Origin of the sequence: Microcella sp. (assembly GCF_046296455.1) — a bacterium.
Classification (GTDB): Bacteria; Actinomycetota; Actinomycetes; order Actinomycetales; family Microbacteriaceae; genus Microcella.
The window spans coordinates 91,368-118,051 of the sequence record NZ_JBKBLF010000004.1 but is presented as its reverse complement, the minus strand read 5'-3'; the positions used below and the strand labels follow the sequence as shown (position 1 = coordinate 118,051).

The following is a 26,684-nucleotide window of genomic DNA, read 5'->3' as shown; positions in this document are numbered from 1 at the left end:
TACATGAACTTGGCCGCGCTTTGCGAGAGCGCGCGATCACCGGTACGGGAGGGCACGAGCATGGCGGAGCGCACGCTGCGGGGCATGAGACTCGGTTCGCAGAGCATGCAGAGCGAAGAGGGCGTCGAGTTCGCCGACCGTCAGCGCGCCCAGTACCGCACCACCGAGGGCGAGACCTTCGACGTGATCTTCGCTGCCGACGCCGAGCTGCCCGACACGTGGGAGTCGCCCAAGAGCGGCCACGAGGGCGTGCTGCTGGCGCCCGACGGCACCCCCATCGACATCGAGGTCGGCGAGACGAAGGCGCCGCGCACCCACTGGGACATGCTGCTCGAGCGCCGCACGCGCGACGAGCTCGAAGAGCTGCTGCAGGAGCGGCTCGAACTGCTGCGCGCCCGACGGGGCGGCGGCGAGCGCATCGGCGCCTAGCGCGCGCTCACCCGCCCCGGCGCTCGCCCCACGCGCGTCGAAAGCCCCCACACGGTGATGCGCGCGAGCGCTTCGGCCACGATGCCCGCGTGCATCTTCGACCGCCCGGTCTCGCGTTCGACGAAAGCGATCGGATGCTCGAGCACCGTTCCTCCGGCAGCCTCGACCCGCCAGGCGAGCTCCACCTGGAAGCAGTAGCCCTGCGACGACACGACTGCGCGGTCGAGCCCGCGCAGGGCGCTCGTGCGGTAGGCGCGGAATCCGGCGGTCATGTCGTGGATGCGCGATCGCAGCATCCACCGGGCGTAGCGGTTGCCCGACCGCGAGATCGCGCGGCGCGCTCCGGGCCAGTTGACCACCGATCCCCCGGCCACCCAGCGCGAGCCGATCACAAGATCGGCGGGAGCGCTCTCGAGCAGGGCGAGCATGGCCGGCAGCTCGCCGGGATCGTGCGAGCCGTCGGCGTCGATCTCGACGACCGCGTCGTAGTCGTGGTCGATCGCCCGCGCGAAGCCCTGCAGGTAGGCGGCCCCGAGACCCTCTTTGCGCGCCCGGTGCAGCACCGAGACGTGCGCGTCTGCTGCGGCGAGCTCGTCGGCGATGCCGCCCGTGCCGTCGGGAGATCCGTCGTCGACGACGAGCACATCGGCGTCGGGAACCGCCGTGCGGATGCGCGCGATGATGGGCCGGATGCTCTCGGCCTCGTTGTACGTGGGCACCACGACGAGCGTGCGCATCATCGGAAGCCCCCCGCGGACTCGGGGTCGCGCGACGACACTCCGCGCCGGCCGAGCAGCGCCGCCGCGAGTGCGATCGACAGCAGGCCGAAGAGGATCACGCCCCACTCGAGCGTGCGCCCGAGCGCGTGCGCCGGGGTCACGGTGTCGCTCAACGGCACCTGCTGCACCATCGTGCCGGGCTCGAAGAGCGGCAGGCTGTCGAGCGTCGAGCCGTCGGGGAGCACGATTGCGCTCGCTCCGACCGTGGAGGCGTTGACGAGCGCCCGACCCGACTCGATCGCGCGCAGGCGGGCGATCGCGAGCTGCTGCACGCTCTGATCGCTCACGCCGAAGTCGGCGTTGTTGGTGGGCGCGAGCAGCACCTGGGCGCCCTCGTCGATCTGCCGCGCGAGCAGGTCGTCGTCGACGATGTCGTAGCAGATCGAGATGCCGGCGATCACGCCGTCGAGGTCGACCACGGTGTCGCGCTGGCCGAACGAGTAGTCGCGCGGAACGAGGTCGAACAGGCTCGGGGCGAGCGGGTAGAAGAAGTCGCGGGCCGGCAGGTACTCGGCGAAGGGCACCGGGTGCACCTTGTCGTACTGGTCAACCGAGCCCTCCCCAGCCCGCCACAGCAGCACGGAGTTGAACGTCTCGTCGTCGTCTGCGGTGATCGTGCCCACGACCACGGGCGCCTTGAGCCGGTCGCTCACGAGGTCGAGCACCGAGGCGGCGTACGCGCTGCGCAGCGGGTCGAGGTCGCTCGCATTCTCGGGCCACACGACGACGTCGAGGTCGAGGCCCTGGTCGAAGAGCGGGCGCGTCGCGTCGTAGTGGTCCTGCAGGATCTGGCCGTGCTCATACTCGGCGAAGAGCCCCGAGTCGGAGTCGCCCTGGACCGCGGCGACCGAGATGGTGCCCGTCGTCGCGATCGGCACGGCAGGCCACACGAGCAGGGCGGTGGATGCTCCGGCGACGAGGACGCCCCGGCGCAGCATCCCGACCCGACGTTCGACGACGACGGCGACGAGCATCGCCGAGAACCACGCGAGCAGGAACGTGAGCCCCGAGAACCCGACCCAGGCCGCCCAGTGCGCGAGAGGGCCCTCGGCCTGGCTGTGCGCCAGGCGGCCCCACGCGAAACCGCCGAAGGGGAAGACGCTCGCCACGGCCTCGCGCGCCGTCCAGGCAGCGGCGACGACGGCCGGGGTGAGGATGAGGCGGCCTGCGACACCGGGCCAAGCGCGCGGCACCCAGCGCCAGGCGAGCATGATGAGCACCCCGCCGAGCGACGTGAAGAAGACCTGGGCGAGCGTGAGGGCGAGCCAGGGCACGACCCCGAGGTACACGGTCAACCACTCGATGAGCAGCCCGTAGTAGGCGAAGCCGCCGACCGCGCCGACGAGCAGCGCGCCGCCCACGCTGCGCCCGCGCAGGCTCGCGAGCATGAGCGCGGTGCCGATGACGGTCATCGGCCACCAGGCGACGTCGGGGTAGCCGAGATCCATGAGCCATCCGCCCGTGATCGCCATCAGCAGCGCGGCGCCGAGCGAGAGGGGCTGTGCCGCGGCGGGGCCGGCGGCGGCCGGAAGCGTCGAGGTCACGAGGCAGAATCCTAGGCGAACGGGCACGGTGCCCGGTTCAGGCGACCGAGCTGTAGGCGACGATGCCGCGGCGGATCGCGTCGAGCGCGCTGCGGGCCGTTCGGCCGACCTGACCGTCGGCGACGATCGAGATCTGGTCGAGCAGATCGATGGTCTGCTTGGTCCATCGCACGAAGTCGCCCGCCGCGAGATCGGCATCGCGCAGCACGGCGTCGAGCGACCCGCCCGCCGCCCAGCGGTGCATGGGCAGAGCGAGCGTCGTCGCGAGCGGTTCGCTGCCCGGCAGCCGGTGTTCGTGCTCGAGATCGTCGAGCGAGGCCCAGAGCTCCTGCGTGCGTTCGAGCGCGGGGCGAAAGGCTCCGCGCGGCAGCGCGTACTCGGGCGCTTGCCCGTCGTCGCGCCGCGCGGCGTAGACGATTGCGCTCGCCATGGCCGCGAGCGAGGGCACGTCGAGGTCGCGCCACAGCCCCCGGCGCAGGCTTTCGGCCACGAGCAGGTCGCGTTCGCCGTAGATGCGGCGCAGTGAGCGACCGTGGGTCGTGAGGCCCAGCCGGCCGTGCTCGTCGGTCTCGAGGTAGCCGAGCTCGGCGAGGATGTCGGTGATGCGGTCGAAGACAGCGGCGACGGCACCCGTGCGCCCCGTGATCTGGCGGCTGACCTTCTCGGTCTCGCGGCTCAGGCGCCACCAGCGCTCGGCCCAGCGCGCGTGCGCTTCGCGCTCGGCGCAGCCGTTGCAGGGATGCTTGCGCATGCGCGTGCGCACGCCCTCGATTTGCTTCTGGCGCCGCAGCTTGTCGGCCTTCTCGCCCGGCTCCCCCGCCCGCCGCGTTCCCCGTTCGAGGTCGCTGAGCTCGCGGCGCAGGGCGGCGTACTCGGTGTAGTCGCCCAGGTGGCAGGTCATCGCGCGGGCGTAGCCCTCGAGCGCCTCGTGGTTCTTGCGCACGGTGCGCGCGAGGTCGACGACCGCGCGGTCGGCCTGAAACTGCGCGAAGCTCGACTCGAGCACCTCGCGCGTGCGCTCGCGGCCGAACTGCTCGATGAGGTTGACAGCCATGTTGTAGGTCGGCCGAAAGCTCGAGTTGAGCGGGTAGGTGCGGCGGGATGCGAGCGACGCGACGGCTTGCGGGTCGAGACCGCCCGTCCACTGGATGACCGAGTGGCCCTCGGTGTCGATGCCGCGTCGCCCGGCTCGGCCCGTGAGCTGGGTGTACTCACCGGGCGTGATGGGAACACGCGCCTCGCCGTTGAACTTCTCGAGCTTCTCGAGCACGACCGTGCGCGCGGGCATGTTGATGCCGAGCGCGAGCGTCTCGGTCGCGAAGACGACGCGCAGCAGCTTCTTCTGGAACAGCTCTTCGACGACCTCTTTGAAGGCGGGTAGCAGGCCAGCGTGGTGCGCGGCCACGCCGCGCTGCAGGCCGTCGAGCCACTCCCAGTAGCCGAGAACGGCGAGGTCGTCGTCGCGCAGCGTGCGGCAGCGCTCTTCGACGATGAGGCGGATCTCCTCGCGCTCTGCGGTATCGGTCAGCCGGATTCCCGAGCGCACGAGTTGCTTGACCGCCTGGTCGCAACCGGCACGACTGAAGATGAAGAAGATCGCGGGCAGCAGGTTGCGGGCCCCGAGCATCCCGACGATCTCGGCTCGATCGGCGCGCCCCTCCCCCGCCGGTCGCTTCTCCCAGCGGCGCGGATGGTGCTGGCGGCCGCGATGCGGGGTGTGGCCGCCGGCCTTGGCGAGCTGCACGAGCTCGGGGTTCACGCGGTTCGTGGCGGCTTTGCCCGACGAGTCGAAAAGGTCGAGCAGCTTCGAGCGCACGAGCACGTGCTGCTCGAGCGGCACGGGCCGGGTCTCGCTCACGATCACGTCAGTGTCGCCGCGCACGGCCTGCAGCCAGTCGCCGAACTCCTCCGCGTTCGACACGGTCGCGCTCAGCGAGATCATGCGCACCTGGGGCGGGAGGTGGATGATGACCTCCTCCCACACCGCACCGCGGAACCGGTCGGCGAGGTAGTGCACTTCATCCATCACGACGAACGCGAGGTCGGTGAGCAGGTCGGAGTCGGCGTAGAGCATGTTGCGCAGCACCTCGGTCGTCATCACGACGATGCGCGCGCGCGCGTTGATATTCGTGTCGCCCGTGAGCAGCCCGACCTCGCTGTGGCCGTACTGCGCGACGAGCTCGGTGTACTTCTGGTTGCTGAGCGCCTTCATGGGCGCGGTGTAGAAGATCTTGGCGGTCGGCTCGAACATCGCGAGAAAGACGGCGAACTCGGCGACGATCGTCTTGCCGGCGCCCGTCGGAGCGGCCACGAGCACGCTGCGTCCCTGCTCGAGCGCCGCACAGGCAGCGTGCTGGAAGGGGTCGAGCTCGATCGTGAGTCCGTCGCGGAAGGCCCGCAGGCGCGGCAACGACCGCAGCTCGCGCTGGGTCGCATAGCGTTCGGCGGGGCTCGGTGCGTGGTCGGAGCGCTCGGCGTCAATCATCGACGCGGATGCCGTACTCGGCGTTGAGCGCCGCCTCGCGCTTCGCGACCCGCTTGTCGTTGATCGAGGCGATGCCCGCGGCGGCGAAGTAGAGCCCGACCATCGGGATCGCCAGCAGCACCATCGAGAGCACGTCGGCCGCGGGCGTGGCGATCGCGGTGAACGCCGTGATGCCGAGGATCGCCCAGCGCCAGGCCCTGAGGATGCCCGCGCCCGTGATGACGCGCGCGAGGTTGAGCGCCACGAGCACGACCGGGAAGAGGAACCCGACCCCGATCGCGAGGATGAACTTGATGGCGAAGTCGAGGTAGATGCGAGCGCTCAGCAGCGTCGCGGACTCGCCGAAGGCGAACCCCGTGAGCAGGATGACGATGTTCGGGAAGACGAACCAGGCCGCGAGGCATCCCCCGACGAAGAGCGGCACCGAGGCGGCGATGAAGCCGATCGCGAAGCGCTTCTCGCGCTGGTGCAGGGCGGGCACGATGAACGCCCACAGCTGGTAGAGCCAGATCGGCGACGACGCCACGATGCCGACGAGAAACATGATGAGCAGGCGGGTGTCGAAGGCCTCGCCAATGGTCGTGTACGCGAGGGTCGCATCGCGGTCTTGCGCTTCGGCGACGGCGAGCACGGGGGCGCTCAGCGCCGCCCAGACGTAGTCGACCGCCCACCAAGCCGGGATCGAGAAGAGCAGGATCGCGACCGCCGAGATCGAGATGCGCTTGCGCAGTTCGACGAGGTGCTGCCCGAGGGACATGCGGCCCTCGGGATTCCGGGGCCGCGGTTCGCGGCCGGCCACGGACTACTTCGTCGAGGAGGAGTCGGTGCTGTCGGCCTTCGGCGCGGTGCCCGCGTCGGTGCCCGACTCGCCGTCGACGTCTTTGTTCTTGATCTCTTTCTTGAAGATCGTCATCGACTGGCCGAGGCTGCGCGCCAGCTGCGGCAGCTTGGGCGCAGCGAACAGCAGGATGACCACGAGGAGCAGGATGAGGCCGGTCCAGCCACCGAGGTTTCCACCGAACATGGGGTCGTCCTAACGTTCACAGATGAGGTGTGAGGGAGTCTAGCGGTCGGCGCTCGGAGTCTCCTGCGCAGACCCGCCGTCGTCGGCCGCGAGCGCCGAGCGCGCCCACGCCGCGACGGTCTCGCGGGCACTCGCCGGCTCGACGATCTCGACCCCGCCGGCGAGCCGGGCGGCGATGCGGCCCAGGATGCCCGAGTGCGCGATGCGCAGCGTGACCGTCGCGTGCTCCCCCTCGATCCGCACCGGGTCGTCCGGTCCGCGGTAGTCCGCGATTAGGGGCAGCGCCGCGGCCGGCAGTCGCAGGGTGACGCGCTCATCGGTCGATGCGCCCTGGAACAGCTCGTCGCCCGCCACCCCGGCCTCGTGGTGCTCGGCCGGCCCCAGCAGCTCGGCGCTCGCCATGCGGTCGAGCAAGAAGGTGCGTTCGGCGTCGCGCGTGAGGCACCAGCCGCGCAGGTACCACGCGTCGTCGACGCCGTCGAAGCTGATCGGGTCGACCTCGCGCATCTCGCGCTCACCGCGCGTGGTGACGTAATCGATGCGCACGCGCCGCGCGCTCGCGACGGCCTCGACGAGCGTCGCGTGCATGGCGGCGACCTCGGCGGGGCGTACGGCGACGGGAGCCGGAACCCCCGTGGCCCCGCGCGCAAGCTTCGCCATGAGCTCGACGATGTCGACGCGCGCGGCGAACTCGGGGCGAGCCGCGACGCGCTGCAGCCCGGCCAGCAGCGCGGCGGCCTCGCGCGTCGAGAACCGCGGCTTCTCCTCCATGGGCGCCGCGCGAAACCGGATGATGCCGCGTTCGTCGAAGTCGTCCCAGTCGATGTCGAAGAGGGTCTCGTGGGTGTAGGTACCATCGGCGCCGGGCGTGCCGCTCATGGCGATGAGCTCGACCGCCTGCCGCATGCGCTCGGGCGTCGTGCCGAAGTGCGCGGCGGCCTCGTCGACCGTGACGCGCACTTGATCGATGAGGTAGGGCACGAGCGCCAGCAGGAACGTGAGCTTGTCGGCGGCGTGCAGGGGTGCGGGACGCTCAGCCATGGGTCTGCACCACCTTCTGCCAGCGCGACCGCACGGCCTCTCGCAGCTTGGGTGGCCCGACGACCTGCACGTCGGCGCCGAAGGCGGCGAGCTCGTCGGCGAGGATGTCGAGGTCGGTGGCGTGCACCGTCAGCCCCTCGGCGCCCTCGGCCGTGCCCGGGCGGTTGCGCACGACGACCTCGGCCTCGCTGCCCGGGCGCACCCGCACGGTCGCCACCGTCGAGTGCCACAGCGCGGCGAGCTCATCGAGCACGCGCGCCGTCTCGTCGGCGGCCGGGCGCACCGAGGCCGGGGCGCCCGACGGCACGACGGGGCCGACGATGCGGCGCAGCAGGAAGGTGCGGCGAGCATCCACCCCGTCATCGTGGGCATGCAGGTGCCAGCGCCCCTCATGGAAGACGAGGGCGAGCGGCGAGACGGTGCGGTGCTCGGCAGCGGACTGCCCGGGCTTGAGGTAGGGGAACACGACCTGCTGCGCGCGATCGATCGCGGCGGTGAGTGGCTCGTGGGCGGCATCGCGCGTGCGGATGCTCGGGGCGAATCCGACGACGGCGTCGTCGATGCGCAGGCCGAGCGACTGCAGTTTGGTGAGCGCGCGGCGCGAGTCGGTCGAGAGCGACCCCTCGCGCCAGACCTGCGCCGCGAGCGTGAGCATCGCGTACTCTTCGGTCGAGAACTCGAGGTCGTCGGGCAGCTGGTAGCGCGCGGGCGGGATGCGGTAGCGCTGCAGCTTGGTATCGCCCTCGGCGCCGAGCGCGTCGACCGTCTCGAGCGGAACGCCGAGGTCGCGCAGGTCTTCTTTGTCGCGCTCGAACTGCCGCTCGAGATTCGCGCGGTCGGCGGCCGCCTCGTACCGCGCGGCGTAGCCCGTGACGGTGGAGAGGATCTCGGCCTTCGTCAGACCCTGCTCGGTGGCGAGCAGCGCTAGCACGAGGCTGAACAGCCGCTCTTCGGCCGGAACCCGCCGGGTGGGCGCGGGCACGGCCGCCCTACTCCTCGATCCCGAGGATGTCGACGACGAAGACCATCGTCGAGCCGTCGGGGATCGTGGCAGGGGCCTGACCGGCCGGGTAGCCGAACTCGGGCGGGATCACGACGATCACCTGCGAGCCGACCGTACGCCCGACGAGGCCGTCGGCGAGGCCCGTGACGATGCCGTTCGGGTCGTTCTCGAAGCTCGTGATCGTGAAGGTCGCCGGGGCGCCGCGCTCCCAGCTCGAGTCGAAGATCGTCTTCGTGCTCCACAGCAGGCCCGTGTAGTGCAGCACGGCCCGGTCGCCCTCTTCGATCGCGGCGCCCTGCCCGAGCACGAGCGTGTGCGAGCGCAGCTCGGTCGGCGGAGCCTCGTCAGGGATCGTCACGCCGGGCGTGCCGTTCGGCGCCGTCACGACAGCGGGGATGCCCGCCGCGCCCAGCTGCGGAAGGCCCGTCGCCCGGCCGAGGTAGGCGGCCTGCACGTCGAGCACCATGACGATCGCGTCGTCGTTGGCGAGCCCCAGGCCGGGGTCGAGCGTGTCGGCGCCGAAGACGTCTTCGATCGTGCCCGTCACCGCGATGCGCGAGCCGACCTGAGCGCACTGCACGGCCTCGGCGAGCAGATCGATCTCGCTGCCGGCGGTGCGTCGAAGCGGCGCCTCGTCGTCGGAGTAGGCGCTCGCCGTGATGAGTTCGCCGTCGTCGCCGCTGAACAGGCTCACCTGGAAGTCGACGATCTGGCCCGCGCCGATCGCCTCGCCCTCGCCCGCGTCGATCACGGCCTGCTGGGTGCCGTCGGTCGTCAAGGGCGTCGGGAAGTCGACCTCGGGGGCGTTGCCGAACGCGCCACTCGCCTCGACGTAGCCGGCCGATTCCCCCGTCGGCACGACGGGAGTGCACGCGCCCGATGCGGCGGGACCGGTGCACGCGACGAGCGAGCTGATGAGGGCGCTGGTCAGAACGAGGGCAGAGGCGGTGCGCACAGAGCGTCGGGGGGTCGCAGTCACACCTGTCACTCTATCGGGCGGCGCGCCGACTTCTCGGCGAGGGCCTGCGCCTCGCGAGCGGCCTTGCGCAGCCGCTTGTCACTCGCCTGCCGGTCGCCCACCGCGCCCGGGGTCCAGAGCTCGAGATCGACATCGCCGTACTCGGTCTTCGAGCCGCGCTTGGCCTTGACGAACCGGCCCGCGCCGTCGGCGAGCCGCCGCGCGGTGAGCAGGAAGCCCGTGTGGGCGACCATGCGGTGGTCGGGCCGCACCGAGAGGCCGTCGACGTTCCAGCCGCGCACCATCGTCTCGGTCGAGACGGGCTCGGTGAAGGTCTCGGTGAGCCGGATCGCCTCTGCCACCCGCGAGAGCTGGGTCGCGGTGGCGACGTACACGAGCAGCACTCCCCCGGGCGTGAGCGCCGTGGCCACGGCGTCGAGGCACTCCCAGGGCGCGAGCATGTCGAGCACGGCGCGGTCGGCGGTGCCCGCCGGCACGACCTCGGGCAGCGCATCCTGCAGATCGCCCATCGTGATCGTCCAGTTCTCGGGCCGCGCGCCGACGTAGGCGCTCACGTTGCCCTCGGCGATCTGCGCGAACTCCTCGCGGCGCTCGAACGAGAAAAGGTGGCCGCGCTCGCCGATCGCGCGCAGCAGCCACATGCTCAACGCGCCCGAGCCGACACCGGCCTCGACGACGCGCGCGCCGGGGAAGATGTCGGCCTGCGCGAGGATCTGCGCGGCGTCTTTCGGGTAGATGATCGCGGCACCGCGCGGCATCGACATGACGAAGTCGGTCAGCAGCGGGCGCAGGGCCAAGTAGGCCACCCCCTGCGAGTTCTCGACCACGCTGCCGTCGGGCAGGCCGATGAGCATCTCGTGCTGCAGCACGCCGCGGTGGCTGTGAAAGGCGTTGCCGGCCTCGAGGGTGACGGTGTTCAGGCGGCCCTTGGGGTCGGTCAGCTGCACCTGATCGCCCTCGACGAACGGGCCGCTCTGTCGGCGGGTGGTCATGGCTCAGGCCCCTGTCGCTCGATGGTGGTGGCGCTCGAGCGCGGCGGCGAGGTCGGCGATCGTGCGGCCGTCGAGCGTCGGCCAGAGCTCGTGGGTCGGGGCCTCGTGCAGGGTGAGGTGCAGGGGCACGCCGATCGTGGCGGCGCCCGAGGCGACGGCCGAGACGAGGCCGAACTCGCTGTCTTCGATCGCGACGCAGTCGCCGATGGCGACGCCGAGGCGCTCGGCGGCGAGCAGGTAGGGCTGCGGGTGCGGCTTGGGATGCTCGACGTCGTCGCCCGCGATGACGACGTCGAAGACGCCCTCGCCGATCGCCGCGGCGACCTGCAGCGCCATGCGGCGGATCGACATCGTCACGAGCGCGATCGGGATGCCCGCGGCGCGCAGCTCGGCGATGAGCTCACGCGCGCCCGGCCGCCACGGCACGCCCTGCTCGATCTGCACCATCACGCGGTCGGTGAGCGCGCCGATGATCTCGTCGACCTCGAGCGCGACGCCCGCCTGCTGCAGGATGCGGGCCGACTGCACGAGGCCCGACCCGACGAGCTGCATGCCGTCGGCCTCGGTCCAGACGCCGCCGTGCTCGGCGACCAACTCGGTCTCGGCGCGCATCCAATAGGGCTCGGTGTCGACGATGGTGCCGTCCATGTCCCAGAGAACAGCGGCGGGTCGAAGCGGGGCGGTCACGACGCACGAGTCTAGTTGCGTTCTATCCTGGGGCGACCCCTCGGCACCGGCCGCGGGCGTCAGGAGGGTGCATCGGTGACGCAGAGCGATCTGTTCCGCAGCGGGCGGCTGCTCGTGGTCGCCTTCGAGGGCTGGAACGACGCCGGCGAGGCCGCGAGCGGTGCCGTGCGCGCGCTGAAAGACGTGCTCGACGTCGTGCCGATCGCCGACATCGACCCCGAGGACTACTACGACTTCCAGCTCAACCGGCCCCACGTCGAGTTCGACGACGACGGCAAGCGGCGCCTGCGCTGGCCGGGCGTCACGCTGTACGGCCCCGCGGGCGACGACGGGATGCCCCGCGCGCGCACCATCGCCGACGACCCGATCGGGGTCAGCGGCACGAACCACGAGAACATCTACCTGTTGCTGGGCACCGAGCCCTCCCGCGGCTGGAAGACCTTCGCGACCGAGACGATCGACCAGGCGCTCACGGCCGACATCACGGGCGTGATCCTGCTCGGGGCCCTGCTCGCCGATGTGCCGCACACGCGCCCCATCGCGATCCACAGCTCGAGCGAGAGCCCCGAGGTGCGCGACGAGCTCGGCGTCGAGCGCAGCAGCTACGAGGGGCCCGTCGGCATTCTCAGCGTGATCGCGGCGATGGCCGAGGGGGCCGGGATTCCGACAGTGTCGCTGTGGGCATCCGTGCCCCATTACGTTCACAACGCGCCCTCGCCCAAGGCGACGCTCGCCCTGCTCGACAAGCTCGAAGAGCTCGTGGACGTCGTCATACCGCGCGGCGACCTGCTCGATGAGGCGCGCGAGTGGGAGGAGGGCATCGACGCCCTCGCGAACGACGACGACGAGATGCGCTCGTACATCGACCAGCTCGAGCGCGCGCGCGACGCCGTCGAGGCGCCCGAAGCGAGCGGCGAGGCGATCGCGCAGGAGTTCGAGCGCTACCTGCGCAAGCGCGACGACGAGCCGCCGACCGACGGGCCCGGCGCCGGCTGAGCTCTGTTCGACTGTCCGCTAGCCCCGGAGTTCTGCCGAGAACCTCGGCGTGTCGCCTGCACCGCTCGGCGTGTCGCGCCGAACTGTCGGGGTGAGCGACACCTCACTGCCCGCGCCTGAAGGCGCTGATCTTCACAACTCAGGAGTGGCGTCACAATTCCGGTCGCGACGCGCCGGTGGAGCATCTCGATGCCGCACCTGACGCAGGCGCCTCCTGAATCGTGGAGATGAGCGGATGCTCGCGCGGGCCGATCGCCCACCGACGAGCTCGCGCTAGCCGCTGGGAGCTAGCAGCGGCTGAACGGTGAGGTAGAAGACCATAAAGAGGCCGATGCCCAATGCGATTCCGCCCCCGATTCGAACCTGCAAGACCTGTGATGGCGCGAGCGCTCGCTGTTCGTTCTTGTGCTGTCCGAGGGCCCGAAAGAGGGAAGCGTTGAACTCGGTGACCGATCGCGGCGAAATCAAGGAGACGAGGCCGAACGCGATGAAAAAGATCGTCACGAGCCAAACGAGGAAAGGCGGCGCCACCATGTCGCTCACGAGCCCCTCCCCATTTGTAGGAACCTCAGTATCGCTGGCGCGTCGATAACCCAGCAGTCTTTGGCGGACTTGAGCGCGGGTCTCGTGGCGTTGTGGGCCGCGACGCTGATCTCCACAACTCAGGAGTCGCGTTGCGTTGCGGGCGGCGACACGCCGGTGGAGCACCACAAAGCCGCATCGATACTCGCCACCTCCTGAATTGTGGAGATGCGGGGATGCTTGCGCGGGGCCGTGCGGCGGCGCGAGCCGCGCTACAGCGGGTCGAGCACGCCCGTCGAGAGCAGCACGATGAGGGTGCCGCCGAGCAGCAGGCGGTAGATCACGAAGGGCAGGAACGAGCGCTTCGAGATGTAGGCCATGAGCCCGGCGATGACGGCGAGGCCGACGCCGAAGGCGACGACCGTGGCGGCCGCGATCTCGAAGCCGCTGAACGGGCTCGACCCGGGCTCGCGGATGGCCGTGACGAGCTCGTAGAGGCCGCTGCCGAAGACGGCAGGGATCGCGAGCAGGAACGCGTAGCGCGCCGCGGCCGGGCGCGTGTAGCCGAGCGCGAGGCCCATCGTCGTGGTCGCCCCCGAGCGCGAGACGCCGGGGATGAGCGCGAGCATCTGCGCCGCGCCGTAGGCGAGGCCGTGCGGGTAGGTCAGGTCGGTGAGCTCGCGCGTGCGACGGCCGAGCCAGTCGGCGAGGCCCAGCAGGATGCCGAAGACGATGAGCACGATCGCGACGATCCACAGCGAGCGGAAGCTCGAGCGGATGTACTCCTGCGCGAAGAAGCCCACGAGCACGATCGGCACGGTGCCGATGATGATGAGCCAGCCCATGCGCACATCGGGGTCGTCGCGCGGGATGCCCCGCTCACCACCCTCGGAGTGCGAGCCGCCGCGCGGCCCGAACGAGCGGAACCACTTGGCGATGATGCGCGTGATGTCCTTCCAGAAGTAGAGCAGCACGGCGAGCTCGGTGCCGAGCTGCGTGATCGCAGTGAACGTGGCGCCGGGGTCGGTCGCGCTCGGCAGGAACTCGCCGACGATGCGCAGGTGCGCGCTCGACGAGATCGGCAGGAACTCGGTGAGGCCCTGGATGAGGCCGAGGAGGAGCGCTTCGAGGAGGGACACGCGAGGCCGTTCTAGTAGCGGGTGAGCAGGTCGGTGAGGGCGGCGTGCCCGAAGTCGAGGGCGTCGAGCGGCACGCGCTCGTCAACGCCGTGGAACATCGCCGGAAAGTCGAGCTCGGGCGTGAGCTTGAGCGGCGCGAAGCCGTAGCCCGTGATGCCCAGCAGGCTCAGCGCCTTGTTGTCGGTGCCGCCGCTCAGCAGGTACGGCAGCACCTCGGCGCCGGGGTCGTGCCGCTGCAGCGTCGCGACCATCTCGTCGACGAGTGCGCCGCTGAACGGGTTCTCGAGCCCGAGGTCGCGGTGCATGACGACGACCTCGATGTCGTCGCCGACGAGGCGCTGCACCTCGGCGAGCACGGCGTCTTCCTCCCCCGGCAGCGTGCGGATATCGATGAGCGCCTCGGCCCGGTCGGGGATGACGTTGTGCTTGTATCCCGCCTGCAGCAGCGTCGGGTTGCTCGTGGTGCGGATCGTCGCGGTGAGGAATCCCGCGGCGGTACCCGAGCGCAGCAGCAGCTCGTCGGGGCCGATCTGCTTGGGGTCGGCATCCAGCAGGCGGGCCAGCTCGGCGAGCAGCTGCCGCGTCGTGTCGGTGAGGTGCAGCGGCCACTGCTGCCGGCCGAGCGCGACGACGGCCTCGGCGAGCTTCGTGACGGCGTTGTTCGCGATGACCCGCGAGCCGTGCGCCGCGGTGCCGCGCGCGACGAGCTTGATCCAGACGAGGGCCTTCTCGCCCGTCTGCAGCAAGTAGGCGCGCCGCCCGGCGATCTCGACGGAGTACCCGCCGACCTCGCTGATCGCCTCGGTCGCGCCGGCGAAGAGCTGCGGATGCTCGGTCACGACGTGGTGCGACCCGAACACTCCCCCGTTCTCCTCGTCGGAGAAGAACGCCACGACGAGGTCGCGGTTGGGGCCGCCCGTCTCGATCGTCTGCCGCAGGGCGGTCAGCATCATGGCGTCCATATTCTTCATGTCGACGGCGCCGCGGCCCCACAGCATCCCATCGCGGATCTCGCCCGCGAAGGGGTCGACGCTCCAGTTCGCGGGGTCGGCGGGCACGACATCGAGGTGGCCGTGCACGACGAGCGCGGGGCGCTCGCCGCGGGTGCGATCGACGGGATGCTCGGAGGGCCCCTGCCTGACGGGATGCTCGTACCGGCCTTCGACGCGCGCGATGACGCTCGTGCGTCCGGGCGCGGCGTCGATCAGCACGGGCTCGAGTCCCATGTCGCGCAGCTCGGCCTCGACGTAGTGGGCTGCCTCGGTCTCGCCGTTGCTGCGGCCCTCGCCGTAGTTGGTGGTGTCGAAGCGGATGAGGTCGCGGGCGATGCGGGCGGTGCCGCTGAGCGGGTCGAGCGGAGCATCCGGAGCCATGCCGTCAACGCTACCGGGCGCACCGCGCCGGGGACGCGGCGCGCGAAAAGGGCACGCGGCATCCGTGCTAATGTCGTCTCCGGTCGCGACGCCCCCGGGCGGAGCGGTCACAACCAGCGCGGGTGGCGGAAATGGCAGACGCGCTAGCTTGAGGTGCTAGTGCCCGAAAGGGCGTGGGGGTTCAAGTCCCCCCTCGCGCACAGAACGCAGTGCGTGACACAGAACTGGTTGAGACAGTGCGGCACACGTGCCGTGAACGGCCCCGAGGCGAGAGCCCGGGGCCGTTCGTCGTTGCGGCATCTTCGCGGCGATGGTACAGCCCGCACATAGGCAGCCCCGAGAATCTAGAGAGATGGACGACTGTCACCATACGAGCCGTCGATGAGCGACATCGCGCTCACGATCGGGCTCATCGCCCTGTTCATCGCGATCGGCGGCGTCTTCGCTGCCGCGGAGATCGCCCTCGTCTCGCTGCGGGAGTCGCAGCTCGCCGCCCTCGAGAAGCGCAGCGCGCGCGGAGCCCGGGTCGCCGCTCTCGCCCGCGACCCCAACACCTTCCTCGCCGCGGTGCAGATCGGCGTGACCCTCTCGGGCTTCCTCTCGGCCGCGTACGGAGCCACAGCGCTCGCGCCCTTCCTCACGCCCACCCTCGTTGCGGCGGGCATGGCCGAGCCGGTGGCCGCGGCCGTCTCGATCATGACGATGACCCTCATCGTGGCCTACGCCTCGCTCGTGTTCGGCGAGCTCGCCCCCAAGCGGCTGGCGCTGCAGCGCGCCGAGTCGTTCGCGCTCGTCGTGGCGCCCGTGCTCGCGGGCTTCGCCGTCGTCGTCAAGCCGCTCGTGTGGTTGCTCGCCGCCTCGAGCAACCTTGTCGTGCGTCTCTTCGGCGGTGATCCGCACCAGCGAGCCGAACAGATCAGCGACGACGAGCTGCGTGAGCTCGTCGATGCTCACGACGGTCTCGGCGACGAGGAGCGCGAGATCGTCGGCGACGTGCTGCACGCCGCCGATCGCACGCTCGCCGAGGTCATGCGGCACCGCGCCGACATGGTCGCGGTGCGCGGTGATCTCTCGCTCGACGAGGCGCGGCGGTGGGCCCGCGAGCAGCCGTACTCGCGCTACCCCGTGCTGCACGGCGGGTTCGACGAGATCACCACCTTCGTGCACGTGCGCGACCTGGCGTGGGCGCCGGAGGGTGCCGACATCGCGAGCATCGAGCGCCCGCTCGCGGCCCTTCCGTCGACCGCGCGCATCCTGCCGACGCTCACGCGCATGCGCCGCGACGGCGACCACATCGCCCTCGTCGTCGACGAGTACGGCGGCGTCGACGGCATCGTGACGCTCGAAGACATCGTCGAAGAGCTCATCGGCGAGGTCTACGACGAGTACGACGAGACGGACGCGCTCACCGACGGAGCCATCGACGCGACCGTGCTCGTGCCCGGATCGCTCACGATCGAGGAGTTCGCCGACCGCACCGGCGTCGTCGTCGACGACGGACCGTACGAGACCATCGCGGGATACCTGGTCGACCGGCTCGGGCGCATGCCCCACGATGGCGACGCGGTCGAGACCGCGGACGTGCGGCTCGTCGTGCGCGGCGTGGAGCGCCGGCGCATCGTGCAGGTCGAGGTCGAACGCCTCGACCCGGTCCTCGACTGAAGCGCTACATCGCGGCGGTCGGTCCGGGCTGCTCGGCGAGCTGCTGCAAGCGCCGCTCCCGGTTGGCGAGGAAGAGCGGGAACGTGAACGCGATCGCCGTGAGCCCCGAGAACACGATGTACGCCCACAGGTGCTTCATGCCCAGGCGGCGGCCCTCGATGACGATGAGGGCGCACGCGGCGACTGCCATGATGAGCAGGTCCATCGTGAGCGAGCCGACGGCCGGGCCGCTGCCGAACCAGTCGCCGAAGAAGTCGCGGCGCTCGATGATGGCGATGACGTTGTAGGTCCAGGTGCCGATGAGGCCGGCGATGGCGAGAACGAGGAACACGATGGCGCGAGGATTCCAGTGACGGGTCATGACGCCATTGTGCCCGCGGCTGCTGATTCCGGAGCGGTCGACCTCGACGCCCTCGAATCCCGCACCGCGTTCCGGGAGTGGAGCGCGCGGTCGCCCGGGCAGCGGGCCGACCCCCGCCGGTTCGGGATGCTCGCCGCTGCGCTCGGCGTCGACCTCGAGCATCCCGCCCCCGCCCTCGGCGTCGTCGGATCCAAAGGCAAGGGCACCACGGTCGCCTACGCCTCGGCGCTGCTCGCCGAGACGGGGCTGCGGGTCGGCACGGTCTTCAGCCCGGGCCTCGTGAGCAATCGCGATCGGCTTCGCGTCGACGGCGCGGTGCTGCCGCTCGAGGACTACGTCCCGCTGCTCGAACGGGTCGACGCGGCGCTGCGCACGCTGCCCGAGCCTGTCGAGGGCTACATCGGGCCGAGCGGGTTCTTTCTCGCCGCCGGCCTCGCGCACTTCGCCGCGACCGGATGCGAGGCGCTCGTGCTCGAGGCGGGCATCGGCGGCCGGCGCGACGACCTCGGGCGCGTCGGGCTCACGGGCCTCGCGATGGCCGAGGTGTTTCTCGAGCACACCGACCTGCTCGGGCCGACGATCGCGGCGATCGCCGACGACAAGGTCGGCGCCGCGCGGCCCGGCACTCGCTTCGTGAGCCACCTCGCGCAGAGCGAGGAGGCCGAGGCGGTCATCCGGCGCCACGCAGCGGCGATCGGGGCCGAGCGGATGCGCGTCGACGAGGCCGCTCGCGCGCCGTACGCGGGCTCGGTCGTCGAGGGTCTCACGGGCATCAACGCCGCGCACGGCATGATCGCCGCGCGACGCCTGCTCGCCGAGCTCGGGCGGCCGGATGCATCGCTCGAGCAGGTGCGGGTCGCGGCGGCGCGCGTGCACTACCCCGGCCGTCTCTCGCGGCACGAGCTCGAGGGCTCGACGGTGTTCGTCGATTCGGCTGTCAGCCGCGACGGCTTCGAGAACGCCCTCGCGCACGTCGAGCGCGAGACCGGGGCTCCCCCGCCGCTCACGCTCGTCTCGGTGCCGAGCGAGAAGGATCTCGCCGGATTCCGCGCCGTCGCGGCGGGGTTGGCGGGCCGCGTCGTCTTCGTCGCCCTCGAGCGCGTGCACCTGCACTACCCCGAGCGCGACGAGTGGCCCGGCGAGTGGGCGACCGCCGCCGCGCTGCCCGCCCTGCTGCGCAGCGCGCCCGTCGTGCTCGCGCTCGGCACCGCGAGCTTCTCATCCGAGGTGCTGCGGCTCTGCGGCGTCGACACCGACCGAATCTTCTGAGGAACCCTGTGACCGCTCCTGCCCCCTTCGGCCTGCTGCTCGACGTCGACGGCCCCATCGCGAGCCCGATCGAGCGCCGCATCGTGCTCGACTCGATCGTGAGCGACCTGCTGACCCTGGCCGCAGCGAACATCCCGATCGCGTTCATCACGGGCCGCAGCGACGCCTTCATGCGCGAGCAGGTCGTGGCGCGCCTGGTGGCCGGCGGTCTGGATGCTCGCGCGCACGTCTTCGGAGTCTTCGAGAAGGGCGGCTGCTGGGCCCCTGTGACCCCGCACGGGCTCGGCGAGCTCGAGATCGACACCGTCGTCGCGGTTCCGGATGCTCTGAAGACGGCCGTCGAGTCGCTCGCCCGTGAGCATTACGCCGACACGATGTTCGTCGACGACGGCAAGCACGTCATGATCTCGCTCGAGCAGCGCACCGACGTGTCGTCGGAGGTCTTTCTCGAGGCGCGTGGGCGCTGCATTGCCGAGATCGCCGGGCTCATGGCAGCGCTCGAGGTCGGGCCGGGCTTCCGCATCGACCCGACGATCATCTCGATCGACGTCGAGTCGGTGCAGCTCGACAAAGACCTCGGCGCCGCGCGCGCCCTCGACTGGTTCGCCGCGCGCGGTGTGTCGGCCGAGCGGTGGTGGTCGGTCGGCGACTCGCGGTCGGACTACCTGATGGCTGACGCCGTGCACGCGCGGGGCATCCCGGTGGCGCATGTCGATGTGCGGCCCGGCGATGGCATGCTCGATCGGCCCTACGACGTCGTGGTCGAGGGCGACCTCATCCACGACGCGGCGGGGGCGGCGTTCCTGCGGCGCAGGGTCGCCGAGCTCGACTGAGCCGTTCGGTCGTCGCGGGAACCGATCGGGCGATGCTGGACACTACAGAGCATGAGCATCCCTCCGGCCGGTGACGATCGCGACGATTGGGCCCAGGCCCAGCGCGGCGTCGGAGAGGGCTTCGGGCGCATCTTCGACCGGTACCGCGACCGTGTGTACCGGCACGTGCTGCGGCTCGTACCGGTCGTCGCCGATGCCGATGATGCCGTCGCGATCGTGTTCCTCGAGGCGTGGCGGAGACGCGATGATGCGCGACTGGTCGACGGGTCGCTCCTGCCGTGGCTGCTCGTGACCGCCACGAGGGTGACGCAGGACCTGCAGCGCAGCGCCCGCCGCCATCGTGCGTTGCTCGCCAAACTGCCGCCGGAGGAGCACGCTCATGATCACGCGGAGCACCTCGATGACGGGCCGGCCAGCGTCGCGTTGCGTGACTTGCCGTTGTCCGATCGCCACGTCATCACCCTCTGCGTGCTCGAAGGCCTCACCGATCGCGAAGCCGCGCTCGTACTCGGCCTGCCGGTCGGCACGGTCAAATCTCGGCTCTCACGCGCCAAGCGCCGGCTTGCTGCCGCGCTCAACGCTTCCCCTCCCGCTCGCACTCGACTGAATGGAGCAGCACATGGCGCTTGACACTTCCTCGGACTCGTCGGCACGCCAGCGCGAGCTGCGGTCGCAGCTGGTTGATCTTGTGGTCGACACGCAGGCCCGTCGACGCACTGCTCATCCTGCGGCGATCATCGTAGGAGCGATTGCAGCCTTCGCCCTTGCCGGGGCGACGACGGGTGCGGCAGTCGCTGCCACCGGCATCCTGAGCCCACCGTCGTCAACCGCTGTCGATGTCAGCCAGTTGCTCAACGATGCTTTTGTCGGGCAGATCGAGAATGATCCGCCTCCCCTGGTGGTCACTGCTACCGGAAAGACGGAGGTGACCGTCGGCGCGCGTCCTGTCGGTGCGGAGTCGCTCAGCGTCGCTGTTTCATGCCTTGACCCTGGGCGCTTCGAGATCGGAGTGAATGGAGTCGTCGACTCCTGGCTCGAGTGTGATCAAGGAGGCGGAGGTGCGGGAGAGCAGCGGTACGCCGTGGACGGTGAGGGTCCGCACACGGTCTCGGTCGTGGGCACAGCGGGAGCCGACTACGTCATCCGGGTGACATGGTCTCCCCTGCCGATCGCTCCGCCACTCTCAGATGCACAGTCGCAAGCCATTGCCGACGGCGTGATCACCCGGGAAGAGTATGAAGAGGGTCTTGACCGGTACGTCGACTGCATGGCCGCAGCAGGGTGGAGAGTCGAGGTTTTCGACCGGGACGCGCCGGTCATCGAGTACCGCTTCGAGGGCGCCGGGGTCGATGCGGACTTCCTGTGCTACGAGGTGGAGTTCTACCGCATCGATTCGAGCTGGCAGGCGTCCCACGAGTAGGCGCCTCGTCCGAGGGCTGACCTCGTCGTCGTGAGGATTGTTGGCGCAGGCTTCAACGGATGCGGAACTTCGTGATCTGAATTCGCGTTCTTCCGCATCCGTTGAAGGCTGTGGGGGATGTTCGCGACACGCCGGGCGGATGTCGGTGCAGGTTGCCATATTCGAACGTATGTTCGATCATGGAGAGATGCCCGCTCTTGCGCTCTCCCCCGCTGTCGACCCCGCGGTCGACTCCCGCGGCGCGCGCATCGAGGCGGTCGAGACCGTGCAGGCGCTGCAGGCCCGCATCGACGCGCTGCAGCGCACGCGGCTCGACTCGCGGCTCATGCCCACGCACGAGGCGCTCGCCGACCTGCTGCCCGACGGCGGGCTGCGCGAGGGCGCGACCTACGCTCTGAGCCCCTCGAGCGCCCTCGTCATGGCGCTGCTCGCCGGCCCCTCGCAGGCGGGCTCGTGGTGCGGCGTCGTCGGCATGCCCGAGTTCGGCATCGAGGCCGCCGAGGCCATGGGCATCGACCTCGACCGGCTCGTGCTCGTGCCGCACCCGGGCGACGCCTGGCTGACGGTGACCGCATCGATCGCGGATGCGCTCGGCATCGTCGTCGTGCGCCCCGGGCGCGCGGCGAGCGACGGCGCGATCGCCAAGCTCGCCGGGCGGCTGCGCGAGCGCGGTTCGACCCTGCTCGTGCTCGGGCCCTGGCCCCAGGCCGAGGCCATGATCAGCCTCACCGAGAGCCGCTGGTCGGGGCTGGGAGACGGCCACGGCTACCTGAGCGAGCGCGAGGTGACGATCACCGTGAGCGCGAAGCGCGGAGGGCGACCCCGCAGCGGGCGCGTGATGATGCCGGATGCCGAGCTGGGAATCCGGCGCCTCGATCGGGGCGTCGCGGCCGACCGGGCACGTGAGCGCTGGCAGGGCTCCCCCGACGCTGTGTCATCGAACACCGTGGTGAGACGGGTCGGCTGATGCAGCGCACGCTCGTGCTGTGGGTGCCCGACTGGCCCGTTATCGCGGCCGTGCGCGAGGGGCTGGCCGTCGCGGGAGCGCCGATCGCCGTCATGGCGGCCAACCGGGTCGTCGCGTGCTCCCCCGCGGCGCGCGCCGAGGGTGTGCGATCCGGCCAGCGGCGGCGCGAGGCCCAGTCGCTGTGCACGAGCCTCGTCGTCGTGCCGTTCGACGAGGGCCGCGACCACCGGCTGTTCGCCCCGCTCATCGACGTCGTCGAAGGGCTCGTCGCGGGCGTGCAGGTCGTGCGGCCCGGCCTGCTCGCCCTCGCCGCGCGCGGGCCCGCCCGCTACTACGGCGGCGAGAAGGCCGCCGCGCTCGCGCTGCGCGGGGCCGTGTTCGACGATGACGTGGTCGACACACGCATCGGCATCGCCGACGGGCCCTTCGCGGCCGAGCTCGCCGCGCGCACGGTCGCGCCCGCCGGTGCTCATCAGAACAGTGCTGTGCAGATCGTGCCGAGCGGAGCATCCGGCCCCTTCCTCGCCCCCTTCGCGGTCACGACGCTCGGCGACCCCGACCTCGCGACCCTGCTCGGGCGGCTCGGGGTGCGCACCCTCGGCGACTTCGCCGCGCTGCCCGCCCAGGCCGTGCGCGACCGCTTCGGCGCGGCCGGAGCCCACCGGCACGCCCTCGCGGGGGCCTCCGACGCGACCCCGCTCGTGCCCCGCACTCCCCCGCCCGACCTCGAACGCGTGCTCGAGCTCGAACCGCCGCTCGACCGCATCGACCAGCTCGCCTTCGCCGTGCGGCAGCTCGCCGACGAGCTCGTCGAGACCCTCACGAGCCGGCTGCTCGTCGCCACCGCGATTCGCATCGGGTTCCGCGACGAACACGGCACCGAGACCGAGCGCGCCTGGCTGCATCCGCGGTCGTTCCGCGCGAGCGAGATCGTCGACCGCGTGCGCTGGCAGCTCAGCGGCGAGACGCGCACGGCGGGCACACGGGCTGACGCCGACCGCGGCCCCGGCCTGCGCTCGGCCATCACGCGCGTGCGCATCGTGCCCGAGAGCGTCGACGACCTCGCCCACCACGAGCCCGGCCTGTGGGGCAGTGCGCCCGACGAGCGCGTGCACCACGCCCTCTCGCGCGTGCAGAGCCTGCTCGGGCACGAGGCCGTGCTCACCGCGCAACGCACGGGCGGCCGCACGCTCGCCGAACGATCCGTGCTCGTGCCGTGGGGCGACCGCGCCGTCATCACCCGCCCCGTCGAGCGGCCGTGGCCCGGAGCCCTGCCGCAACCCGCACCGGCCACCGTATTCCCCTCGCGGCATGCGGTCACGGTCGTCGACGCGCGGGGAGAAGCGGTCGGCATCGATGACCGGATGCGGCTCTCCGCACCCCCAGCCGGGTTCGCCCCGGCCGCGGGTGGAACAACTCGGCCCGTGACCTCGTGGGCGGGGCCGTGGCCGCTCGACGAGCAGTGGTGGAGCATCCGTCGCCGGCGGCTGCACCGGCTGCAAGTGGTCGACGCGGCGGGCGTCGCATGGCTGCTCGTGCTCGAGGGCAGCAGCTGGTGGGCCGAGGCCCGCTATGACTGAGCGTGCGGCGAACCGGCAGCATCGCACGCGAGGGCCGCGCTGATGGCCGGTTGGCACAACCCGCCGATTCCGTGGAGCGAGTTCGAGCGCAATCTGCGCGAGGGCAGCCGCCCCGGCTCGAGCCCGCCGCTCGGCGGTGATGCGGGCGACTCCCCCGCCTGGTCGCACAAGCGCGGGGCGTACCAGCGTCGAGGCATCGAGCAGCCCGACCCCGCCACGGTCGTGCCCTACGCCGAACTGCACGCGCACTCGAGCTTCAGCTTTCTCGACGGCGCCTCGAGCCCCGAAGAGTTGCTCGAAGAGGCCGCGCGCCTGGGGCTCACCGGCCTTGCGATGACCGACCACGACGGCTTCTACGGCGTCGTGCGCATGGCCGAGGCTGCCGAGCCGTACGGCATCACGACCGTGTTCGGCGCCGAGCTCTCGCTCGACCTCACCGGCCCGCAGCAGGGCGTGCCCGACCCCGAGGGCACTCACCTGCTCGTGCTCGCGCGCGGGCAGGCCGGCTACCACCGCCTCGCCGCCGCCATCACCGACGCGCAGCTCGCGGGCGCCGAGAAGGGCCGCCCGGTCTACGACCTCGACGTGCTCGCCGAGCACGCGGGCCGCGGTGGCGACGCGACAAGCGGCGACCACTGGATGATCCTCACCGGGTGCCGCAAGGGCGCCGTGCGGTCGGCGCTCGAGGGCCGCGATACACGAAGAGCAGGCAACGATGGCGCGGCCTCGGATGGCGTCGCCCGCGCGCGGCCGACGCGCGCCCACATCGCCGCCGCGGGCGCCGAGCTCGACGCGCTCGTCGACCGGTTCGGAGCATCCAATGTCTGCATCGAACTCTTCGATCACGGCCGGCCGCTCGACACCGTGCACAACGACGTGCTCGCCGCTCTTGCCGCTGAGCGCGGGCTGCCGGTCGTTGCGACAGGCGCCGTGCACTACGCGACTCCGGCGCGGTACCCGCTCGCCACCGCGTTCGCTGCCCTGCGCGCGCGCCGCAGCCTCGACGACATGCAGGGCTGGCTGCCCGCGGCCGGCACCTCGCACTTGCGCAGCGGCGCCGAGATGCAGCGGCTGTTCGCGCGGTACCCGGGGGCCGTGGCGCGCAGCGTCGCGCTCGCGACCGAGCTCGGCTTCAGCCTGCGGCAGGCCAAGCCCCACCTGCCGAAGCAGGAGGTGCCCCCGGGCCACACCCCGATGAGCTGGCTGCGCGAGCTGGTCTGGGCGGCCGTGCCGCGCAAGTACCCCGAGGCGAGCGAGGCCGATCGCGCCCGCCTCGCGCGCGAGCTCGACGTCATCGAGATGAAAGACTTCCCCGGCTACTTCCTCATCGTGCACGACATCGTGCAGTACGCGCGCGGCCGCGGAATCCTCTGCCAGGGCCGCGGCTCGGCCGCCAACTCGGCCGTCTGCTACCTGCTCGACATCACGGCGGTCGACTCGATCGGCTACCAGCTGCCCTTCGAGCGCTTTCTCTCGAGCCTGCGCGATGAAGAGCCCGACATCGACGTCGACTTCGACTCCGATCGGCGCGAAGAGGTCATCCAGTACGTCTTCGAGAAGTACGGCCGGCGCAACGCCGCCCAGGTCGCGAACGTCATCAGCTATCGGCCCAAGAACGCCGTGCGCGACATGGCGCGGGCGCTCGGCTACTCCACGGGCCAGCAGGACGCCTGGAGCAAGCAGGTCGAGCGCTGGGGCGCCGTGCTCTCGAGCGATGACCACGACATTCCCGAACCCGTCGTCGATCTCGCGCAGCAGGTGCTCACCTACCCGCGGCATCTCGGCATCCACTCGGGGGGCATGGTGCTCACCGACCGGCCCGTCGGCGAGATCGTGCCCATCGAGCACGCGCGCATGGAGAACCGCACGGTGCTGCAGTGGGATAAAGACGACTGCGCCTGGATGGGCCTCGTCAAGTTCGACCTGCTGGGCCTCGGCATGCTCGCGGCCCTGCAGTACTCGTTCGACTTGATCGACGAGCACCTCGGTGAGCGATGGGAGCTCGCGACCCTGCCGAAGGAGGAGCAGGCGACCTACGACATGCTGTGCCGCGCCGACTCGATCGGCGTGTTCCAGGTCGAGAGCCGTGCGCAGATGGGCCTGCTGCCGCGCCTGCAGCCGAGAAAGTTCTACGACCTCGTCGTGCAGATCGCGCTCGTGCGCCCGGGACCGATCCAGGGCGGGGCCGTGCACCCCTTCGTGCGGCGCAAGCTCGGGCGCGAGCCCATCACCTACGACCACCCCAAGCTCGTCGGGCCGCTCGAGCGCACGCTCGGCATCCCCATCTTCCAAGAGCAGCTCATGCAGGTGGCGATGGCGGTCGGCGGCTGCACGGGCGACGACGCCGACCTGCTGCGGCGGGCGATGGGCAGCAAGCGCGGCCTCGAGCGCATCGAGTCGCTGCGCGAGACGCTCTACGCCGGCATGGCGAGCAACGGCATCACGGGCCAGCTCGCCGACGAGATCTACGGGCGCATCCAGGCCTTCGCGAACTTCGGCTTCGCCGAGAGCCACTCGATCAGCTTCGCGCTGCTCGTCTACGCGAGCTCGTGGATCAAGCTGCACTACCCCGGCGTCTTCCTCGCCTCGCTCTTGCGCGCGCAGCCGATGGGCTTCTACGCCCCCGCGAGCCTCACGGCCGACGCCGAACGCCACGGCGTCGAGGTGCGCACCCCGTGCATCCTGCGGTCGGGGGTCGAGGCGGGGCTCGAGCGGCTCGATCTGGTGGTCGCCTCAGCGCATGAACCCGTGGCCCCGGATGCCCGCCGCGCGCACCCCACAGGGCTCGAGCCGTGCATCCACCGCCAGCAGCCGCCCGTGCCCGAGTTCGAGCCTGATTCGAGCAACGGCGACCTCGCCGACTGCGCGCTGCACCGCCGCGACGGCGAGCTCGCGGTGCGGCTGGGGCTCGCCGAGGTCACCGGGATCGGTCGGCCGACGGCCCAGCGCATCGTCGCTGAGCGCGAGCGGGGCGGCCCGTTCCGAGACCTCACCGAGCTCGTCTACCGCACCGGGCTCACGGCCGCCCAGGTCGAGGCCCTCGCCACGGCCGGCGCCTTCGACGTGCTCGGCCTCTCACGGCGCGAGGCGCTGTGGGCGGCGGGCGCGGCGGCGCAGGCGCGGCCCGAATACCTGCCGGGGGTCGTCACGGCCGTGCAGCCGCCGCTGTTCACCGACCTCGACGCGCACGAGCTCATGGTCGCCAACCTGGTGTCGACGGGCATCGCGCCGGGCGACCACCCCGTGCGCTTCGTGCGGGGGCTGCTGCGCGAGCGCGGCGTGCTGAGCTCGCGCGAGCTGCGCAGTGCCGAGCCCGGGCGCCGCGTCGAGGTGGCGGGGGTCGTCACGCACCGCCAGCGACCCGCGACCGCGAGCGGCATCACCTTCTTGAACCTCGAAGACGAGACGGGTCTCGTCAACGTGATCTGCTCGGTCGGCCTGTGGGGCCGCTACCGCCGCACGGTGCGCGAGTCGCGCGCGCTCATCGTGCGCGGCACGCTCGAGCGCTCGGCCGAGGGTGTCATCAACATCGTCGCCGACCGCGTCGAATCGCTGCCGCTGCGCGTCACGATGCCGAGCCGCGACTTCCGCTAGCCCGG

At 71.2% G+C, this 26,684-nt stretch carries 24 protein-coding genes and 1 tRNA gene; 11 read left to right on the top strand and 14 right to left on the bottom strand.

Going from position 1 to position 26,684, the window contains the following annotated elements; translation table 11 throughout:
• Positions 1 to 60 precede the first annotated feature (60 nt).
• The gene (locus ACK4HH_RS03650) at positions 61 to 429 is read left to right on the top strand and encodes an RNA polymerase-binding protein RbpA (protein WP_409648373.1); all 369 of its coding nucleotides are present in this window, start codon (positions 61 to 63) and stop codon (positions 427 to 429) included.
• Here the strand turns inward: ACK4HH_RS03650 and ACK4HH_RS03645 are convergent.
• From ACK4HH_RS03645 to ACK4HH_RS03600, 10 genes are read right to left on the bottom strand one after another with little or no spacing between them, the layout of a single operon-like run.
• Entirely contained in the window at positions 426 to 1,169 is a 744-nt protein-coding gene (locus tag ACK4HH_RS03645) for a polyprenol monophosphomannose synthase (protein WP_409648370.1), read from the bottom strand. The two genes, ACK4HH_RS03650 and ACK4HH_RS03645, sit on opposite strands and share 4 nt — an antisense overlap.
• Entirely contained in the window at positions 1,166 to 2,752 is a 1,587-nt protein-coding gene (gene lnt, locus ACK4HH_RS03640) for an apolipoprotein N-acyltransferase (RefSeq protein ID WP_409648368.1), read from the bottom strand. The genes ACK4HH_RS03645 and lnt overlap by 4 nt, the downstream gene beginning before the upstream one ends.
• A gap of 37 nt (positions 2,753 to 2,789) precedes the next feature.
• Entirely contained in the window at positions 2,790 to 5,237 is a 2,448-nt protein-coding gene (locus ACK4HH_RS03635) for a DEAD/DEAH box helicase (RefSeq protein ID WP_409648366.1), read from the bottom strand.
• Positions 5,230 to 5,994 (bottom strand): twin-arginine translocase subunit TatC, encoded by a 765-nt coding sequence (tatC, locus tag ACK4HH_RS03630; RefSeq protein ID WP_409648364.1) that lies wholly within the window; start codon positions 5,992 to 5,994, stop codon positions 5,230 to 5,232. The genes ACK4HH_RS03635 and tatC overlap by 8 nt, the downstream gene beginning before the upstream one ends.
• Positions 5,995 to 6,039: 45 nt before the next feature.
• Positions 6,040 to 6,261, bottom strand: coding sequence for a twin-arginine translocase TatA/TatE family subunit (locus ACK4HH_RS03625; protein ID WP_409648362.1), 222 nt, complete (start codon positions 6,259 to 6,261; stop codon positions 6,040 to 6,042).
• A 39-nt stretch (positions 6,262 to 6,300) separates the two neighbouring features.
• Complete coding sequence (locus ACK4HH_RS03620) at positions 6,301 to 7,302, bottom strand: helix-turn-helix transcriptional regulator (protein ID WP_409648359.1); 1,002 nt, start codon at positions 7,300 to 7,302, stop codon at positions 6,301 to 6,303.
• Positions 7,295 to 8,284: a helix-turn-helix transcriptional regulator gene (locus tag ACK4HH_RS03615; RefSeq protein WP_409648357.1), complete on the bottom strand. Its 990-nt coding sequence runs from the start codon at positions 8,282 to 8,284 to the stop codon at positions 7,295 to 7,297. The genes ACK4HH_RS03620 and ACK4HH_RS03615 overlap by 8 nt, the downstream gene beginning before the upstream one ends.
• A gap of 7 nt (positions 8,285 to 8,291) precedes the next feature.
• Positions 8,292 to 9,284 (bottom strand): FKBP-type peptidyl-prolyl cis-trans isomerase, encoded by a 993-nt coding sequence (locus tag ACK4HH_RS03610; RefSeq protein WP_409648355.1) that lies wholly within the window; start codon positions 9,282 to 9,284, stop codon positions 8,292 to 8,294.
• 5 nt (positions 9,285 to 9,289) lie between these two features.
• Positions 9,290 to 10,276 carry a tRNA (adenine-N1)-methyltransferase gene (locus tag ACK4HH_RS03605; RefSeq protein ID WP_409648353.1) on the bottom strand — a complete coding sequence of 329 codons (987 nt, stop codon included), beginning with the start codon at positions 10,274 to 10,276 and terminating at the stop codon, positions 9,290 to 9,292.
• Between the two features lie 3 nt (positions 10,277 to 10,279).
• Positions 10,280 to 10,963, bottom strand: a complete 684-nt coding sequence (locus ACK4HH_RS03600) for an HAD family hydrolase (protein WP_409648351.1) — start codon at positions 10,961 to 10,963, stop codon at positions 10,280 to 10,282.
• Positions 10,964 to 11,038: 75 nt separating this feature from the next.
• Here ACK4HH_RS03600 and ACK4HH_RS03595 point away from each other — a divergent pair, with 75 nt between their 5' ends.
• Positions 11,039 to 11,959, top strand: coding sequence for a PAC2 family protein (locus ACK4HH_RS03595; protein ID WP_409648349.1), 921 nt, complete (start codon positions 11,039 to 11,041; stop codon positions 11,957 to 11,959).
• Positions 11,960 to 12,232: 273 nt separating this feature from the next.
• Here ACK4HH_RS03595 and ACK4HH_RS03590 read toward each other — a convergent pair whose 3' ends face one another.
• The 3 genes from ACK4HH_RS03590 to ACK4HH_RS03580 all read right to left on the bottom strand — a co-directional run bounded on the left by ACK4HH_RS03590 (position 12,233) and on the right by ACK4HH_RS03580 (position 14,993).
• Complete coding sequence (locus ACK4HH_RS03590; RefSeq protein ID WP_409648347.1) at positions 12,233 to 12,502, bottom strand: hypothetical protein; 270 nt, start codon at positions 12,500 to 12,502, stop codon at positions 12,233 to 12,235.
• A gap of 251 nt (positions 12,503 to 12,753) precedes the next feature.
• Positions 12,754 to 13,620, bottom strand: a complete 867-nt coding sequence (locus ACK4HH_RS03585) for an undecaprenyl-diphosphate phosphatase (RefSeq protein ID WP_409648345.1) — start codon at positions 13,618 to 13,620, stop codon at positions 12,754 to 12,756.
• A gap of 11 nt (positions 13,621 to 13,631) precedes the next feature.
• Positions 13,632 to 14,993 carry a M20/M25/M40 family metallo-hydrolase gene (locus tag ACK4HH_RS03580; RefSeq protein WP_409648343.1) on the bottom strand — a complete coding sequence of 454 codons (1,362 nt, stop codon included), beginning with the start codon at positions 14,991 to 14,993 and terminating at the stop codon, positions 13,632 to 13,634.
• Between the two features lie 116 nt (positions 14,994 to 15,109).
• On the opposite strand from ACK4HH_RS03580, the gene ACK4HH_RS03575 reads away from it, so the two are divergent.
• Together ACK4HH_RS03575 and ACK4HH_RS03570 are read left to right on the top strand one after the other, a co-directional pair.
• Positions 15,110 to 15,193 (top strand) — tRNA-Leu (locus ACK4HH_RS03575).
• Positions 15,194 to 15,374: 181 nt separating this feature from the next.
• The gene (locus ACK4HH_RS03570) at positions 15,375 to 16,655 is read left to right on the top strand and encodes a hemolysin family protein (protein ID WP_409648341.1); all 1,281 of its coding nucleotides are present in this window, start codon (positions 15,375 to 15,377) and stop codon (positions 16,653 to 16,655) included.
• A gap of 4 nt (positions 16,656 to 16,659) precedes the next feature.
• On the opposite strand, the gene ACK4HH_RS03565 is transcribed toward ACK4HH_RS03570, so the two are convergent.
• On the bottom strand, positions 16,660 to 17,016 hold the full coding sequence (locus ACK4HH_RS03565) for a DUF2834 domain-containing protein (protein ID WP_409648339.1): 357 nt from the start codon (positions 17,014 to 17,016) through the stop codon (positions 16,660 to 16,662).
• Between ACK4HH_RS03565 and ACK4HH_RS03560 the strand changes: the two genes are divergently transcribed.
• From ACK4HH_RS03560 to ACK4HH_RS03530, 7 genes are all read left to right on the top strand, one after another.
• Positions 17,005 to 18,285, top strand: a complete 1,281-nt coding sequence (locus tag ACK4HH_RS03560) for a hypothetical protein (RefSeq protein WP_409648337.1) — start codon at positions 17,005 to 17,007, stop codon at positions 18,283 to 18,285. The genes ACK4HH_RS03565 and ACK4HH_RS03560 overlap by 12 nt on opposite strands.
• 8 nt (positions 18,286 to 18,293) lie before the next feature.
• Entirely contained in the window at positions 18,294 to 19,118 is an 825-nt protein-coding gene (locus ACK4HH_RS03555; RefSeq protein ID WP_409648335.1) for a hypothetical protein, read from the top strand.
• Between the two features lie 51 nt (positions 19,119 to 19,169).
• Complete coding sequence (locus tag ACK4HH_RS03550) at positions 19,170 to 19,748, top strand: RNA polymerase sigma factor (RefSeq protein WP_409648333.1); 579 nt, start codon at positions 19,170 to 19,172, stop codon at positions 19,746 to 19,748.
• A complete protein-coding gene (locus ACK4HH_RS03545) occupies positions 19,738 to 20,538 on the top strand; it encodes a hypothetical protein (RefSeq protein WP_409648331.1) in 801 nt (266 codons plus the stop codon). Before ACK4HH_RS03550 ends, ACK4HH_RS03545 begins: the two co-directional genes overlap by 11 nt.
• A gap of 187 nt (positions 20,539 to 20,725) precedes the next feature.
• Positions 20,726 to 21,505, top strand: a complete 780-nt coding sequence (locus ACK4HH_RS03540; protein WP_409648330.1) for a hypothetical protein — start codon at positions 20,726 to 20,728, stop codon at positions 21,503 to 21,505.
• Positions 21,505 to 23,085 carry a DNA polymerase Y family protein gene (locus ACK4HH_RS03535; RefSeq protein ID WP_409648328.1) on the top strand — a complete coding sequence of 527 codons (1,581 nt, stop codon included), beginning with the start codon at positions 21,505 to 21,507 and terminating at the stop codon, positions 23,083 to 23,085. Before ACK4HH_RS03540 ends, ACK4HH_RS03535 begins: the two co-directional genes overlap by 1 nt.
• A gap of 42 nt (positions 23,086 to 23,127) precedes the next feature.
• Positions 23,128 to 26,679, top strand: a complete 3,552-nt coding sequence (locus tag ACK4HH_RS03530; RefSeq protein WP_409648327.1) for an error-prone DNA polymerase — start codon at positions 23,128 to 23,130, stop codon at positions 26,677 to 26,679.
• The last annotated feature ends 5 nt before the right edge of the window (positions 26,680 to 26,684 follow it).